This window comes from Ensifer sp. R1-3, from assembly GCF_056739175.1.
Genome location: NZ_CP096517.1, coordinates 536528 through 550771, shown reverse-complemented (window position 1 = coordinate 550771; position 14244 = coordinate 536528). Strand labels below are relative to the sequence as shown.

13 protein-coding genes and 1 pseudogene are annotated in these 14244 nt (G+C 60.7%); 5 read left to right on the top strand and 9 right to left on the bottom strand.

The window, feature by feature from the left end; all coding sequences use genetic code 11:
- Positions 1 to 309: 309 nt before the first annotated feature.
- Complete coding sequence (locus tag M1D43_RS27595) at positions 310 to 1185, top strand: LysR family transcriptional regulator (protein ID WP_498814773.1); 876 nt, start codon at positions 310 to 312, stop codon at positions 1183 to 1185.
- A gap of 90 nt (positions 1186 to 1275) precedes the next feature.
- Here the strand turns inward: M1D43_RS27595 and M1D43_RS27590 are convergent.
- A pseudogene (locus tag M1D43_RS27590) lies at positions 1276 to 1751 on the bottom strand (LysR substrate-binding domain-containing protein); the annotation flags it as partial.
- A gap of 128 nt (positions 1752 to 1879) precedes the next feature.
- On the opposite strand from M1D43_RS27590, the gene M1D43_RS27585 reads away from it, so the two are divergent.
- Positions 1880 to 2149 (top strand): antitoxin, encoded by a 270-nt coding sequence (locus tag M1D43_RS27585; protein WP_127624257.1) that lies wholly within the window; start codon positions 1880 to 1882, stop codon positions 2147 to 2149.
- A complete protein-coding gene (locus M1D43_RS27580; RefSeq protein ID WP_127621819.1) occupies positions 2146 to 2559 on the top strand; it encodes a type II toxin-antitoxin system VapC family toxin in 414 nt (137 codons plus the stop codon). The genes M1D43_RS27585 and M1D43_RS27580 overlap by 4 nt, the downstream gene beginning before the upstream one ends.
- Before the next feature lie 1226 nt (positions 2560 to 3785).
- Here the strand turns inward: M1D43_RS27580 and M1D43_RS27575 are convergent.
- The 3 genes from M1D43_RS27575 to M1D43_RS27565 form a co-directional block, all read right to left on the bottom strand.
- The gene (locus M1D43_RS27575) at positions 3786 to 5957 is read right to left on the bottom strand and encodes a xanthine dehydrogenase family protein molybdopterin-binding subunit (protein WP_318880267.1); all 2172 of its coding nucleotides are present in this window, start codon (positions 5955 to 5957) and stop codon (positions 3786 to 3788) included.
- A 10-nt stretch (positions 5958 to 5967) separates the two neighbouring features.
- Positions 5968 to 6438, bottom strand: coding sequence for a (2Fe-2S)-binding protein (locus M1D43_RS27570; RefSeq protein WP_015242247.1), 471 nt, complete (start codon positions 6436 to 6438; stop codon positions 5968 to 5970).
- Positions 6439 to 6515: 77 nt separating this feature from the next.
- Complete coding sequence (locus M1D43_RS27565) at positions 6516 to 6908, bottom strand: c-type cytochrome (RefSeq protein ID WP_127623994.1); 393 nt, start codon at positions 6906 to 6908, stop codon at positions 6516 to 6518.
- Positions 6909 to 7381: 473 nt separating this feature from the next.
- Here M1D43_RS27565 and M1D43_RS27560 point away from each other — a divergent pair, with 473 nt between their 5' ends.
- The gene (locus tag M1D43_RS27560) at positions 7382 to 7645 is read left to right on the top strand and encodes a hypothetical protein (RefSeq protein WP_498814770.1); all 264 of its coding nucleotides are present in this window, start codon (positions 7382 to 7384) and stop codon (positions 7643 to 7645) included.
- A 168-nt stretch (positions 7646 to 7813) separates the two neighbouring features.
- On the opposite strand, the gene M1D43_RS27555 is transcribed toward M1D43_RS27560, so the two are convergent.
- Entirely contained in the window at positions 7814 to 9250 is a 1437-nt protein-coding gene (locus tag M1D43_RS27555) for a sensor histidine kinase (protein ID WP_498814768.1), read from the bottom strand.
- Entirely contained in the window at positions 9250 to 9969 is a 720-nt protein-coding gene (locus tag M1D43_RS27550; RefSeq protein ID WP_027992214.1) for a response regulator, read from the bottom strand. The genes M1D43_RS27555 and M1D43_RS27550 overlap by 1 nt, the downstream gene beginning before the upstream one ends.
- A 378-nt stretch (positions 9970 to 10347) precedes the next feature.
- Between M1D43_RS27550 and M1D43_RS27545 the strand changes: the two genes are divergently transcribed.
- Entirely contained in the window at positions 10348 to 10620 is a 273-nt protein-coding gene (locus M1D43_RS27545; protein WP_498814766.1) for a hypothetical protein, read from the top strand.
- 213 nt (positions 10621 to 10833) lie between these two features.
- Here M1D43_RS27545 and M1D43_RS27540 read toward each other — a convergent pair whose 3' ends face one another.
- From M1D43_RS27540 to M1D43_RS27530, 3 genes are all read right to left on the bottom strand, one after another.
- The gene (locus tag M1D43_RS27540; RefSeq protein ID WP_498814804.1) at positions 10834 to 11685 is read right to left on the bottom strand and encodes a DUF3313 domain-containing protein; all 852 of its coding nucleotides are present in this window, start codon (positions 11683 to 11685) and stop codon (positions 10834 to 10836) included.
- Between the two features lie 188 nt (positions 11686 to 11873).
- Positions 11874 to 13214 carry a sensor histidine kinase gene (locus tag M1D43_RS27535; protein WP_498814765.1) on the bottom strand — a complete coding sequence of 447 codons (1341 nt, stop codon included), beginning with the start codon at positions 13212 to 13214 and terminating at the stop codon, positions 11874 to 11876.
- The gene (locus tag M1D43_RS27530) at positions 13211 to 13882 is read right to left on the bottom strand and encodes a response regulator transcription factor (RefSeq protein ID WP_498814803.1); all 672 of its coding nucleotides are present in this window, start codon (positions 13880 to 13882) and stop codon (positions 13211 to 13213) included. Before M1D43_RS27530 ends, M1D43_RS27535 begins: the two co-directional genes overlap by 4 nt.
- Positions 13883 to 14244: the final 362 nt, after the last annotated feature.

Here is a 14244-nt window from a genome sequence, read left to right as displayed (position 1 = left end):
AGTGAAACCGGGCGCGTTAGTGGTCAGTTTCGTGCTACGGGCTGAGCCTGGCACGCCTTCCGTCGCCTTTGAACGGCGCTCCGCAGATTTCTCGAACCAGCTAACGATCCAGCCGAAGCCGTCCCATTCGCGACCGTCGAGCGGATCGGCAAAAGCATTGGTTCTTTTCTTGCGGTGTTGGGTTACTAGCTCTCTATATACAATCGTCCATTGCAGTAGCATCTCGTTTCTCCGCCATGCTGTCTGGCCAGAATGTGGTTCGTGGCGGCTTGAAGATGTAGACGCACAAGCGAAAGGCACGTTTCAGAGATGAAACTCGAGAATTGGGATGATCTTCGGTTGTTCCTGCACGTCGCTGAACAAGGCGGGCTGGCGGGTGCCGCCGAGAGGGCGGGCGTCAGCGCGCCTACAATCGGACGGCGCATGCTGGCGCTTGAACGCGCCATTGGGAGAGCGTTGTTTGTACGGGCGCGTACGGGATACGAGCTTGCACCGGACGGACACGTTCTGCTGGAGCGCGTGAAGGCGATGTATGAGGCGGCGCAAGATATCCACAACTGGCAGGAGTCGGTACACTCGCTGCCAATGGTGCGGCTTCTTTCCGACAGCACGTTGTCGTGCTTCACGGCCGCGAGCTTCAACCACCTGTGGTCGCCCAGCGACGCGTTTCGCGTGTGTTTCAAAACTTCCGAGGCCATCCTTGACCTGACGTACCGCGAAGCAGACATAGGACTAGCCGCCGAGCGGCCGGAGACTGGTAATGTCGCTGCCCGCCGTTCCGTCCGGATCGCCTACGCGCCCTACTGCGCCCAGGGTTTTGATCAGCAACGCAACAACAACTGGGTGTCGCTCGGCACCGACGTCGCAAATCAGCGGTGGAAGCGGTGGACGTTTGAACATCGGGGCCAGTTCATCACAAACTGGGTGAACGCACCTCGTTCGATGTTCGATCTTGTGAAGGCGGGAGCGGGCGTCGGTGTTCTGCCGTGCTTCATCGGCGATCGCGATCCCAGCTTCCTTCGGGCGGGCCACCTGATTGACGAGCTGAGCCACCACTTGTGGATCGTGCTGCATGATGACGAGCGGGACCGGGAATCCGTCCGCACTGTCGCTGACCGTCTGTCGGCGCTGCTTGCAGCGAACGCCCCGCTATTCTGTGGATTCACTGGGCAAGATCCCTTGTGAACGGAGCGGGTAAAGCGACCCCAGCAGGCTCAAGTGCGTGATCCGCTGACACATCTGTTCACCTCAACTTGACGCGTATAAGGGCTCGCCTCAATTACTGCCCCATACGTCCATCAGCATCTTGAGAAACCTTTCCGCGGCCGGCGATAGGGTGCCGCCGCGACGGCGGACCACGCCGATGGTACGCGATATCTCGGGATCGCTAATCGGGAGTGTGATCAAGAGCGGATGGTCATCCTGCGGGGTCGCCATGCGCGGCAGGACTGAAATCCCTAAGGGCATCGACCAGACCGAGCGAGGTGGACAGATTGGTCACTTCGTAGAACCACCGCAGCTTGATATTCGATTTTGTCAGGGCCGCATCCAGCAAGGTTCTGTTTCCGTTTGAACGATGAGCGGTGATCAGATGGTAGGGCTCGAGGTCTGCCCAGCCGACTGAGGGTTTGGCGGCAAGCGGGTGATCTTTGCAGGCCGCAAGCACGAAAGGGTCTTCCCCCAGCCGGGTCCGACGTGCCCACGAACTCCATCTTTCCCCGTGCGACCGCCCGTAGGCCGTCGAACGGCGGCCCCGGGCGGCATTCGATGCAGCGCGCCCACGCCAGCGCCGACTAAACTCGCGAGGGGTCTCTGATCAGGCGCTTGAAATCCAGCCCACGGGGATGTATATGCACATGTATATGCAAAGGAGGCCGAGATGCCCCAACTCCGACACAACGAACCAACACCGCCAAGGGAAGCCAAGCTCTTCCGAAATAATAGAAGTCAGGCTGTACGTATCCCCGCTGATTTTGAGCTTCCCGGCGATCGGGTGATGATCCATCGGGACGGAGATCGGCTGATAATAGAGCCGGTGCTCCGCAAGAACTTGCTGGAAGTGCTGGCTGGTTTGGAGCCGCTCGGGTCTGAAGATGAGTTCCCTGACGTTGACGAAGCCCTGCTGCCGGTGAAGGAAATCAACCTGTGAGCAGGCTCTACATGCTGGACACCAATATCGTGTCCGAGCTTGCGCGAAACCCACAAGGGGCTGTCACTAAACGCATTGCCGAGGTAGGACCGGATGCAATCTGCGTCAGCATCATTACGGCGGCAGAGTTACGCTATGGATGCGCCAAGAAGGGATCATCGAAACTGCTGGCGCAAATCGAGACCATTCTTGGAAGTATGCAAGTGCTTGCGCTCGATGTGCCTGCTGATGCCGAATACTGCGGCATCCGGGCTGAACTGGAGGCCGCTGGGAAGCCCATCGGCCCGAATGACCTGTTCATCGCGGCTCATGCCTGTATGCTTGGAGCGGTGCTGGTAACGGCCAACAGTAGCGAGTTCACACGCGTTCGTGATCTCAAGGTCGAGAACTGGCTGGATTTCACTTCTTAGGGTTGAAGCCAAGGGCGCTCATGCTTTTGCCGACTTCGAGCAAGGGGAGAGACGGCATAGCGAATGCGCTGACTTCGTGCTGATGGTAGTAGAAAACGTTTATCCCGGCCTCAATGTTGTGGCGGCACCTTCGTCGTGCAGGCCAGGTGAACGGCGATCTAGCGCGCCAGTCCTCATCCAGCAGACGCTGCGCCTCCTCAATCCCGAATTCCGAACATCCCTGCCCCATAAAGACTGCATGACAAATGAACCTTATGGAACTAGAGCGACTCTTGCTCAATTGCACCGGAGCCATCTCGGGCGATTTGTTCGGCCTTGTTCGTCGTCAGGGGTCTACGTTCCGTGTCGATCCGAAAATCGCAGAAATCGTCGGAGTAGGTGAGGGGACGACATCGCAGCCAGTGCCTCGATGCCCTCGGCGCTGTAGGTCTTGCGGACGTTCCTCGGATCGGCGTCGAGCTTGCTCAAATGCAACAGTGATGATGTCAGTCATGATGGTTCCCTTTTTCCCTATTCCCGCGAAGCGGCCTCATGCCCGAAGGGGCAGGAGCCCCGCTCCTGCTCCCCGAACTCGCGCGGAGCAGCGGGGGAGAGGGGGCAAGGGGACAAGTCGGAGGGGATCACCCGCCCGAAGGGGCGACGCAAAATCCACCTCGAGCGGATCCGCGTCGATCCTGCACGGAGCGAGATAAAGGCGAGCGGAGGAAGGACGGGGAGACCGATTTTCCCCTTGCAGGGGAGAGGGGGCAGCGCGCCCTTTCCCCACTGAAGCAAACAAATGAGCATACCGGGCGAAGGCGCAGCCGAAGCCAGTTCGCAACCGCTTGACCGGTTAAAAGGGCAGCCGCAGGAGGTTTAGCATAGCGCCGCCCGAAGGGCGGAAACCGGGACCGACTGCCCCCGGCAAGCGGTTCATTTTGGTCTTCCACCTCTGGTGCCGGCGTTTCCCACAAGCGTTCGGCAAACCCTACGGCGCTACCTGGCGGGCGCGGGTTGCCTTCGGCTGCTCCGCTCACTGATGCTCGCTGCGGCCGCTTGTGCCGGCTATGCCGGCGCGGCTGAAAAACGCCTCACCCAATTCGGGCCGCAGCGTGGGCGCTGAACTTCTCAACAGGGTGGGATTGCGGGGTTTGACCCGCCATGGCTGCGGCACCATCACCCGCGGTCGCGTCGGGAGCGTCGTTGAAAGGCGCCTCGGCAGCGCGCGATGCCTTCGCCACCACCCATCAAACGCCGAGGCTGTTGTTCTTCAACGGCAATTGTCGGATGCGCTTGCCAGTGGCCGCAAAGACCGCATTCAGAACCGCTGGTCCCGCTACCGCGATCGTCGGCTCGCCGACGCCGCCCCAGAAATTCCCCGATGGCATGAGAATGGTTTCGACGGCCGGCATCTGGTCCATACGCATGACCTCGTAGGTATCGAAATTCTCCTGTTCGACGCGACCGCCATTGATCGTGCACTCTCCATAGAGGCAGGCTGAAAGACCGTAGACGAACGAGCCCTCCACCTGCCGCTCGGCCTGGGCGGGATTCACGATGTGGCCCGGGTCCGTCGCCGCGACGATGCGGTGGATCTTAAGCTGCCCGTCTGTGACCGAGACTTCCGCCGCGGCTGCGACGTAGCTGCCGAATCCCATGATCTGGGCAAGGCCGCGATGGATACCGTTTCCTGCCGGCTTTTCCCAACCGATCCGTTCGGCGACTGCGTCGAGAACGGCAAGGTGGTTAGGATGGTTGACCAGCAGTTTTCGCCGCAATTCGAGCGGGTCGATGCCGGCCTCGTGGGCGAGCTCGTCCATGAAGCATTCGACGTAGAGAGCGTTCTGATTGAGATTGACCCCGCGCCAGAACCCCGGTGGAACTGGGGGATTGCGCATCGCATGATCGATCAGCAGATTGGGGATGGTATAGCCGAAGGCGCCTTCGGCACCGCCGTCGTTCAGACCCTGGAACACGGCCGGATCGCGCCCGGTCTCGCGCACCTCGGCGCGCAGCGACCAGAGAATCGACTGCCCGCTGATCCGCATGTGAAAGGCGGACACGTTGCCCTGCTTGTCGATTGCTGCTCGCAAGCGGCATTGCGTCACCGGATGGTACGCGCCGTGCAGCATGTCCTCTTCGCGCGACCAGATAAGCTTCACGGGGGTGCCCGCGAATTCTTTGGCAAGCCTCACGGCCTGACGGACATATTCCTGGTAAGCGCCACGCCTCCCGAAGCCGCCGCCGAGATGCAGCTTGTATACCTCGCATTGCTCCATCGGCAGGCCGGAGGCTTCGGCGGCAGCGACAAGGCTCGTCTCTCCGTTCTGCGTCGGCACCCAAACTTCGCATTTATCCGTCGTATATCGCGCCGTCGCGTTCATGGGCTCCATCGTGGCATGGGCTTGGTATGGAAAAGAATAGGTAGCCGTGACGACCTTGGCGCTTTCGGCAAGTGCTGCCCGAACGTCCCCAATCGCCGTGCCAACGACTGCCTCTTCTGCGTCCAGACCTTCTCGCAGCATCGCGGCAATCGTTTCGCTGGTGACGTTCGTGTTCGGGCCTTCATCCCAAACGATCGGCAGCGCATTAAGGGCGGAATGCGCCTGCCACCACGTGTCGGCAACAACGGCAACGGCCGTTTCATCGACCTGAACGACCTTCCTTACGCCCGGCATGCCCGAGACGGCTGCGGCATCGAAGCTTGCCACCTTCCCTCCGAAGACCGGGCAGGCTTTAATCGAGGCGTTCAGCATGCCCGGCAGTTGCAGGTCGACACCGTAGACCTGCTTGCCTGTCAGCTTGTCGCGCGTATCGAGCCGCGGCAACGGCTTGCCGGCAATCTTCCAGTCCTTCGGATCCTTCAGCGGCACATTGGCCGGCGGTTGCATGTGCGCTGCGAGCGAAGCAACGGCGCCGTAGGTGACGGTCCGGCTGGAGGGATTGTGGGTGATGACGCTGTTCGCCGCCGAGCATTCCTGCACCGGGACTTTCCAGAGGGTCGCGGCCGCAGCGACGAGCATTTCGCGCGCGGTGGCTCCGCCCTGACGCACATATTCGTGCGATTCCCGAATTCCTCGGCTGCCGCCGGTCGAGAAATTGCCCCAGATGCGGTTCCGCCTCAGGCTTTCACCGGGTGTCGGATATTCCGTCGTGACTTTCGACCAGTCGCATTCGAGCTCCTCGGCGACGAGCTGGGCGAGGCCGGTGAGCGTTCCCTGACCCATTTCGGAGCGGGCAATCCGGACGACGACGGTGTCGTCCGGATGAATGAGGACCCAGGCATTCACCTCGGGCAGGATGGCGTTTCTCTCCTGGGCCTGTGCAGCAAAAGGCAGGTGAAAGCCGAGCGAGAAGCCGCCGGCCGCAGCGGCGGTGCCGATGAGAAAGCGGCGGCGCGACAAGATTGAAACTGTCATGGTCTGGCCCTCATCCTTTCTGGGACGTGCTCATGGTTTCCGCCGCGAGCTTGATCGCCGCACGGACGCGGTTATAGGTGCCACAGCGGCAGATATTGGTGATTTCCGCGCTGATATCGTCGTCGCTTGGGGTTGGTGTGCTGTTGAGCAGGGCGGCAGCCGCCATGATCATGCCGGCCTGACAGTAGCCGCATTGCGGAACGTCGAGCGCAAGCCAGGCTTGCTGGACCGGATGAGAGCCGTCCTCGGACAGGCCCTCGATCGTGACGATCTGTTGATCCTGCGCGATCGCGCTTGCCGGCATGGTGCAGGAACGCGTCGCCACGCCGTCGATAAGCACGGTGCAGGCGCCACATTGCGCAACCCCGCAGCCGAATTTCGTGCCGGTGAGGCCCGCCTGTTCACGGAGCACCCAGAGAAGTGGCGTCTCCGGATCCACTTCGATATCCCTTGTTCGGCCGTTTATGGTCAATCGAGCCATGACATGATCCTATCGTTAGCGAGGAGAACGACGGCGGCGCACCGCCGGCATTCGCGTTGAACCGACCGGGGGAATGCCTAGTGGACCGGCCCTGTCGAAAGATTTTGCAGATAGGTGATGATGGCCGAGCGTTGCGCCTGATCGCGAACGCTCACGCTCATGGTCGTACCCGGCACGGCCTGGCGAGGATTGTTCAAGTAGGCGTGGAGGCGTTCCTCATCCCAGACGAAACCGGAGGCGCTGAGCGCCTTCGAGTAGCGAGCGTCTGCGACACTGCCGGCAGCACGCCCGAAAAGCTCGGAGAGATGCGGGCCGGCGCGATTTTCGCCTGGGTCCACACTGTGGCAGGAGCCGCAACGGCTGCGGAAAAGCCTCTCGCCCTCGGCAGCGGCCGGTTCCTGTGCCAGACTCGCGCCGGGACAGAGCAGGACGCCGAGAATGCAGGCGGAGATCAGATGCTTGTTCTTCATAATGGTCCTCCGAACGGGCGGCTGCAGGGAGGGCGGAATGCCTCCGATGGAGATCGCTTCGAGAACCAAAGGTAGTCGTCATTTGTCGCAGAGATTTGCCGCGGGAACGGCCGAGTTGTAACGAATTATCTCAGAAGCATGCTGGATAAGCCGCGCGCCAAACAGGCTGGCCGCCTGCCACAGACGCAGGGCGATTGAGTTCCCACGCCTCGGCGATAGGTTTGGCGTCTCAAGGTTTGCTCCGCCTGCGCGAGCTGTCCTGGCGGAAGTGCCCCGGATGAATATTCGGCCCTGCTGAGTTTTATATGCCGCATGCTCGGGCCGCCACGCGGCTTTTAATTTATACTTCCGGCTCCTTAAACCAAGCCGCCCGGCATATCCTGATACAAATTACCATCGAACCTGGGAAAATATTGCGACAAGTTGCGGCTAAGCTTCGACCATCAATTCATCCCGCAAGGAAGTCCTGGAGCATGAAACGTAAACTCGCCGAGAGTGAGCCTGGGTATCTTCGTGATCGCCGTGAAGCTGTTGCGCGGCCAGCGGCGAATGTACTAGCGGGTTTATTTCTGAGCGCAGCTTCGATCCTCTGCGCCGCGATGATTGTTCCGGCGGCTGACCTTATCGAAGAGACCTGCACGGCTCAGACCGCAAGTGTCGAAAAACAAGCGCCGTGCCTGAAGCTGGCCCCGGCTCAGGTCTACGGCGCGCAATCTTCATTGCAGCACACAAGCTGAAAGCCGACGTGGGCCGTCGCCCGCCAACCAAGGGAGGGCGCGGCCGCACGCATCGCCATTGCACCGCCGGGATGCCGTATGCGCTCGTCGCCGATCTGGACGGTAGGGTTGCCGTTATCGGCGCAGGGGGCCGCCGGAACGCCTATCCACAGCCAAGATAGCAGCGCTTCAAGCGCCCCGATCCGACTTGGGAAGCGTTATCGTCGCGCTCAGGCCATTCTTCATTCGCGATAGGGTGATGTCGCCGCCGTGGTGGCGAACGGTTGCCCGGGCGATCGACAGGCCTAGGCCAACCCCGCCTGTTTCGCGATTTCGCGAGGACTCCAGTCGGAAGAATGGCTCAAAAACACGCTCGAAATCTGCTTCGGGAATCCCGGGCCCCTTATCCTCAATTGCGATTCGAACGGAGGAGGGCGTCTCATTGAGCTGGACGCGAGCCTCGTTGCCGTAGCGCACGGCGTTTTCGATCAGGTTGCGGACGGCGCGCCTGAGCCCGTCCGGACGGCAGCGATAAGTGATCTTGGGGCTATCGAGAAATGTTACATTTTGCCCGAGGTCAGCAAGGTCGTCACAGAGGCTTTCGATCAGAGCGGTCAAATTGACGGTGCGTGTTGCCTCCGTCACCGCCTCCTCGCGCGCAAAGGCAAGCGCTGCCTCGGTCATCGTCTGGATCTCTTCGATAGTCGCCATCATTTTCTGCTGAGCGTCGCTATCCGTCACAAATTCAGCCCGCAGACGCAGCGAAGTCAGCGGTGTGCGAAGATCGTGACTGATCGCGGCGAGCATGCGCGTCCTATCCTCGACGAAGCGCGTAAGTCGCGCCTGCATCCGGTTGAAGGCCTCCGTCGTCCTGCGGATATCATCGGGGCCGGTTTCAGGCAGTGGCTCGACGGATTGGCCTCTGCCGAGAGCCTCCGCGGCGCCGGCCAGCCGGCGCATGGGTCTTGCCATGCGGTTAGCTACGAAGACACCGATCAACGCAAGCGTCGTGGCGGTGACGGCGAGCGAGACGAGGGACTGCGTGTTCCAGAAAGGATTCGGCATCGTCTTGCGATAGACGGAGTTCAGCCAACGCCCGTCGCTGAGTTGGACCGCAAGCCCCATGCCGTGGGAATCGCCGAGCGGCAGAAACTTGGCAAATCGGGGCAGGGTCCATATGTCGGACGAAAGGCGCGTCCAGCCCTCGGAGGCAATTGCCCTCTCGAAAAGCTGGAGACCCTTGCCTGACGGCGCCTTGGCTGGCGCAGCCGAGGTTAGCTCAGGCGGGCGATAGGCTGGGAGCAGGTTGGGTAGCGGTTCCTCCAGTTGCGCGACTGCCTGTTTTCGCCAGGCGAGCGTATCGACGGGATCCTGTCCCGACATCCAAAAGCGTGTATACGTTGTTCCGCTTGCCCGCAGGACATCGGTATGGAAACCTGGAGGAATGGACTCGAGCAGAGTTGCAAGCGACGCCGTGCGGCTCAAGAATTCACCCTTCGATGCCGCACGCAAAGCCTTGTCGCGTTCGTCCCAGGAGATCAGAAACCCGATCACTTGCGACAACACAAGCGCCATCAACAGAAAACAGATGAACTGAGCCGCGAGGCTCTTCCTCCACCATCGCATCAGTAGGCTTCTACCTCCGCCACGAAGCTGTATCCTCCACCCCAGTGCGTCTTGATCAAAGATGGATTTTTCGGGTCGCTCTCGATCTTCTTGCGCAACCGACTGACCTGGTTGTCAATGCTGCGATCGAAGCTCTCCGCCGCTCGCCCTGCGGTCAGATCAAGTAGCTGGTCACGGCTCAAGACCATACCGGGGTGTTCCAGGAAGGCATTGAGCAGCCGGAACTCCGCCGTGCTCAACGCCACGCTGACGCCATCGCGTCCGACGAGCTCCCGGCGTCCAGTGTCGAGTTCCCAGATATCGAAGCGGATGGTCTTGGCCTTGATCCTCCCGCGCTGGGGAGGAAGGCTGTTGACACGCCGCAGCACCGCCCGGATTCTTGCCAGGAGTTCGCGCGGGTTGAACGGCTTGGTGATGTAATCGTCGGCGCCGAGTTCCAGGCCGACGATCCGGTCCGTCCCGTCCGCCATCGCTGTCAGAAAGATGACCGGAAGCTCCGTTGTCGTGCGCAACTGACGGCAAACGGTCAATCCATCCTCGCCGGGCATCATGATGTCCAGCACGACGAGATCTGGGGCGCCTTTTTCCAGAAGACGTCGAAGCGCTTCGCCGCTTTCCGCGAGGGAAACGCGGTAACCCTGTTGTGTCAGATATTTTCCTACCAGATCGCGAATATCGCGATGATCATCCACAACGGCAATGTGAGGCGTCGATTGCATATGGGTCCGCCCGGGGTGGAGTTGTCCTTAGAAACACATACCGCCACCGCTGAGAAGCCGCATTGAAAAAAGTGTATCAAACGGTATCAGTTGCGAAACTTCTATCGGTGGCCACGGCATTCTACCGCATACCCATATTTGCGCTGCAGCATGGCCGAGAGGTATAATTGAGGGCAGCGCAAGGCACCCAACCCCGCCGCAACCTTGCTACACTTGGTCACAAACCGCGCATAGCGTCGCATACCCGTGCGACAAATCACGTCTAGGGTTCTCCCGTCCGAGGCCGTGTGTTCTCGCACCAGTCCGGACGTCGTCGCCATCGCGCCCTGATACCTCCCGAACCAGGGCGCGATGGAACAACGGACAAAGGAGAATTCCATGACAATCAAGCATTACATCGCAGCCGCTCTTACGTCGTTTGTTGTACTTGCGAGCGTCGCACCGGCGCTCGCCAACTTCGACTACTATGAAGGCGTCGACATCAATGCGAAGCGCGGCGCCGCTTCGGCCGTCAAGAGACCCGACGGCGGCGCCACCGGTAGCATCAGGACAAATGCCGCCACCTATGGCTTCCCAAGCACGGCGAAACCGGTTCTACGGGTCGTGAAGGGCGGTGAAGGTGAATACTACCAGGGACTCAGCCGCCAGTGATCCAAACGACCTCGGGCGCTCCGGTGAGACAAATCAGCCTTCAGACTGAAAGAGGAATTGGCACCGGGCCGCTCGGGGGTGCAAACTCCAATATGCATCAAAGGTTTCGCTCGGCCATCGGGCTAAATCCTCATAAAAGCCTCGCGATCTGCCTCCGATGCCGCAGGCGCAAGGCCGGCAGCACGTCGATTTCCGCGTTTCCCGTCGCGGCAATCAGGGCGTCATGGCCAGCTTCGGCTTCTTGTCGACCCATTGCGGCGGAGCACCGTATTTTGAGGCAATGACGCCCAGCAGTCCCGGAGCACGGCCGAACGTTTCGCAGGCTGCATATTCCGGCTTTCCGCCGAACCACGACTTGACGCGCTGCCGCGAAGGTATCGACAGGTTCAACCCCTTCGGCTCCTTGCCAGTGATCAGCAGCCGCGATAAGTCGCTTGCGAACTTCGTCGCCAGACCGTAGGCGTCCCCGACCTGCGACACACGAGGATTGTCCTGGATCGAGTTTGCGCCCCGTGCCCAGAGCATCGCCGCGCTTTGGACTCCTGCCCTGTCTACTGCTTCAGCCTCAACCGCAAGTCCGCCCAATCCGAACGGCAGGCGCGGAATGCTGACAGGCAGCGCGAAACCGGAGCCGACGCTGACCGCCGTAGCAACACCCGCCATCGCCTTGTTGGTCGGAACGATGTCTGCGACGGTCGAATGAACGGTCAAGTCCGCCGGCTGATCGGCCGGAACCATCTGATACTTGTCGCTGAGCGCGACGCACAACGCACGATCGAGTGCATTCGTCACTAGAAAACGGTCTGCGTCGGACTTGATCTTGGACGCCGCACTGAAAGAGAATGTGGTCGGCAGGATCCGCACGGTCTTCACCTGCGCCAGATGGCGGCCGTCGACGTAGATCTGCTTTTTTTCCAGCGTCCCTTTGGGAGGACTGAGCTTGGTGTAGGAGCCGAGCGTTCCGGCCTGTTTGATTGGCACGGACGTGCATCCGGCAGCCACGGCGGTCAGAAGCAGCACGATCGACGACGGGAAAAAATGTTTGATCAAAAAGGGAAATGACAGGCGAGATTTGCTGGAATTGCTGCGCACGCTCACGGGCCTCCGACGTTGACTGTGCTAAGGACAGTGGTCAGCAACAATTGCCGCAGCATTACAGACATCGACGGGGCGGGGCTTGCCGCACCGGGCACAGGAAGAGGCGCCGCGGCAGCAACGAATGTCCAAGCCAAGACAGGCGAGGGTCCCTTCCGTCAAAGCCGGAACGTGACTTCGGTTCCCGTCGGGCCACTCTTCAGGCTGACACCACCGCCGTGATTTTCGACGATCTGCTTGACGAGGCTGAGACCCAAGCCGGCGCCCTTGCTGCTGGGAGAAACCCGGTAGAATGGCTCGAACACCAGTTCCTGTTGATCGTCGGGAATGCCGCTTCCCTCGTCGGTCACGCCGATCCGGCCGTCTGCAGACACCGAGATGGTGATTGCGCCGGTGTTGCCGCCATATTCGATCGCATTGCGGACCAGGTTGCTGATTGCGCGTTCCAGGGCAGAGGGGCTCCCCTGGCGCACGAGATGTTCGATGTCGCTTTGCAGGGAAATCTGATAGCCGGCCCCGATCGCCAGCGGGGCGAGGTCGGCCACCACCGTCTGGGCAATCGCGACGAGATCGACTGTCTCATGAAGTTCGGTCGCTTGGTCGTTTCGTTCGAAAGCAAGAAGCTGCTCGGCCGTGTCGGCCAGGCGTGCGACGTCCTTGAGCATTCGTCCGCGTTCCATGCCCTCCGACATTCCGTCGATGCGGGTCTGCATGATGGCGATCGGCGTCCTGAGCTCATGGGCAGCATCGATCAGGAAGCGCTGGCGTTTTCGAAATTCGCTCTCAAGTCGCTCGAGTGCACCATTGAACGCGATGACAAGGGGAGCGACTTCCCGCGCAACCCCCTCGACGGGCAGGCGCGTATCCGGTCGGTGTGGCTCGATCTCCGAGGCTTTCTGCGCGACATCGCTTACCCTTGCAAGTTCGCGTCTGACGATCTGCGGAACGGCAAGAAAAATCGCGGGCAGCGTGATCGCAATCAACGACACGTAAATCGGATAGGCTCGCAGCAACAACGCGAGGACCGGCCAACCTTTGCTACTTGCGCCGCCGGAAAGTATTCTGACCTCACCGATCGCCGTTTCTGCACTGTCTATCGTCGCGATCTCCCTGGTGACGGCCGAGCCACGGATGTCGGCATCATCGAACAAATGCACCAGCCCCGCCAATTGGGCGTAGGCCGGCGGGATGGTTCCATAGGAGACGTGGGCACCGTCTGTGGTGGCCGCGACGAACCAGAGCGTGGCGTTCTGCTGTTTCAGCACCTGAAGCCCCGGCGTTTCCCGCAGCAGGAAGCGTCCCTGATGGTCGCGTGCCGCGGCTTCGCCGATGACCGCGCCGACTGTTTCCTCCATCGCCATGTTCGGAGACATGATCGTGGTTGCCCATACGCAAAGCCCGATGATCACCGCGGCAACCACGGCGACGATCACCAGGCTGAGTTGCCAGCTCAGCCGCCACCACAGAGACGGGTTCGATGTTTTCGCCACGCGTGTCATTCGTCCTTCAGCAGATATCCGACCCCGCGGATGTTATGGATGGCGATGCCAGCGCCCGCATCGAGCAATCGCTTGCGCAGCCTCGAAATATGCGCGTCGAGCGCGTTGGACTGGATCTCTTCCTCGTAGTTGTAGACGGCGGCCTCCAGCGTCGAGCGCAGGACCGTCTTGTCTTTGCGCTTGGCCAGTGCGACGAGAACGAGAAGTTCACGCCTTGGAAGATCGAACGGAGCGGCATCGATCGCGACGCTCAAGTTGAGCGGATCAATGCTCATGCGCCCGACGGTCAAGACAGGTTCGGCAAGGTTCGTCGGGCGGCGGAGCACCGCCCTGACGCGCGCCATCAGTTCCTCGACAAGAAACGGTTTGCCGAGATAGTCGTCGGCGCCGATGTCCAGACCCTTGACGCGTTCCAATGGCTCGTTTCTGGCCGTCATCACGATAATAGGAGTATCTCGCCCTGAGCGCCGCAACATCGGAATGAGCGTCAGCCCCTCGCCGTCGGGCAGACGACGATCGAGGAGGATGGCATCGTAGTCGTTCTGTAGCGTCAGTTCGAAGGCATCGACAAGGCGCGCCGTTTGATCGGTGACGATGCCATGCTTGCCCAGCGCGACGGCGAGTGCCGCGGCCAGTTCCTTCTCGTCCTCGATCAAAAGAAGTCTCATCGTTGCACCGCTTTCTCTCGCTGCCTTCTCAACGGCTAGGATTGCGGCAGCATTACAAGAGACGATGGAACTTATGTGCGCATTATCGCTCCAGGATGCACCGGCGTCGCCATTTCGTGTCTGGCATCGTAGGGATAGTTCGGATGGTCCTTGTGATGATCGTCGAGAATGTCGAGAAGTTTGGCGACCGCCGCGGCAGAAACACCAGTAGCCGAAATACTCGTCGTATCTCGACAGATGGCTCTCGTTCCAATGAGCGTCGCTCATGGCCGGGTACCACCGCTGCATGAAGCCGTCGAGTTGCAAGGCCCGGTCCTTGCCTGCACAATAGAGCACCGATAAGGCTCGGATAGGGATCGGGC

Excerpts from the sequence above, each read along its gene's own strand:
- M1D43_RS27570 (WP_015242247.1), bottom strand. The coding sequence starts at position 6,438 with ATGGCTCGATTGACCATAAACGGCCGAACAAGGGATATCGAAGTGGAT.
- M1D43_RS27565 (WP_127623994.1), bottom strand. The coding sequence starts at position 6,908 with ATGAAGAACAAGCATCTGATCTCCGCCTGCATTCTCGGCGTCCTGCTC.
- M1D43_RS27550 (WP_027992214.1), bottom strand. The coding sequence starts at position 9,969 with ATGCAATCGACGCCTCACATTGCCGTTGTGGATGATCATCGCGATATT.
- M1D43_RS27595 (WP_498814773.1), top strand. The coding sequence starts at position 310 with ATGAAACTCGAGAATTGGGATGATCTTCGGTTGTTCCTGCACGTCGCT.
- M1D43_RS27585 (WP_127624257.1), top strand. The coding sequence starts at position 1,880 with ATGCCCCAACTCCGACACAACGAACCAACACCGCCAAGGGAAGCCAAG.
- M1D43_RS27530 (WP_498814803.1), bottom strand. The coding sequence starts at position 13,882 with ATGAGACTTCTTTTGATCGAGGACGAGAAGGAACTGGCCGCGGCACTC.
- M1D43_RS27555 (WP_498814768.1), bottom strand. The coding sequence starts at position 9,250 with ATGCGATGGTGGAGGAAGAGCCTCGCGGCTCAGTTCATCTGTTTTCTG.
- M1D43_RS27575 (WP_318880267.1), bottom strand. The coding sequence starts at position 5,957 with ATGACAGTTTCAATCTTGTCGCGCCGCCGCTTTCTCATCGGCACCGCC.
- M1D43_RS27535 (WP_498814765.1), bottom strand. The coding sequence starts at position 13,214 with ATGACACGCGTGGCGAAAACATCGAACCCGTCTCTGTGGTGGCGGCTG.
- M1D43_RS27545 (WP_498814766.1), top strand. The coding sequence starts at position 10,348 with ATGACAATCAAGCATTACATCGCAGCCGCTCTTACGTCGTTTGTTGTA.
- M1D43_RS27560 (WP_498814770.1), top strand. The coding sequence starts at position 7,382 with ATGAAACGTAAACTCGCCGAGAGTGAGCCTGGGTATCTTCGTGATCGC.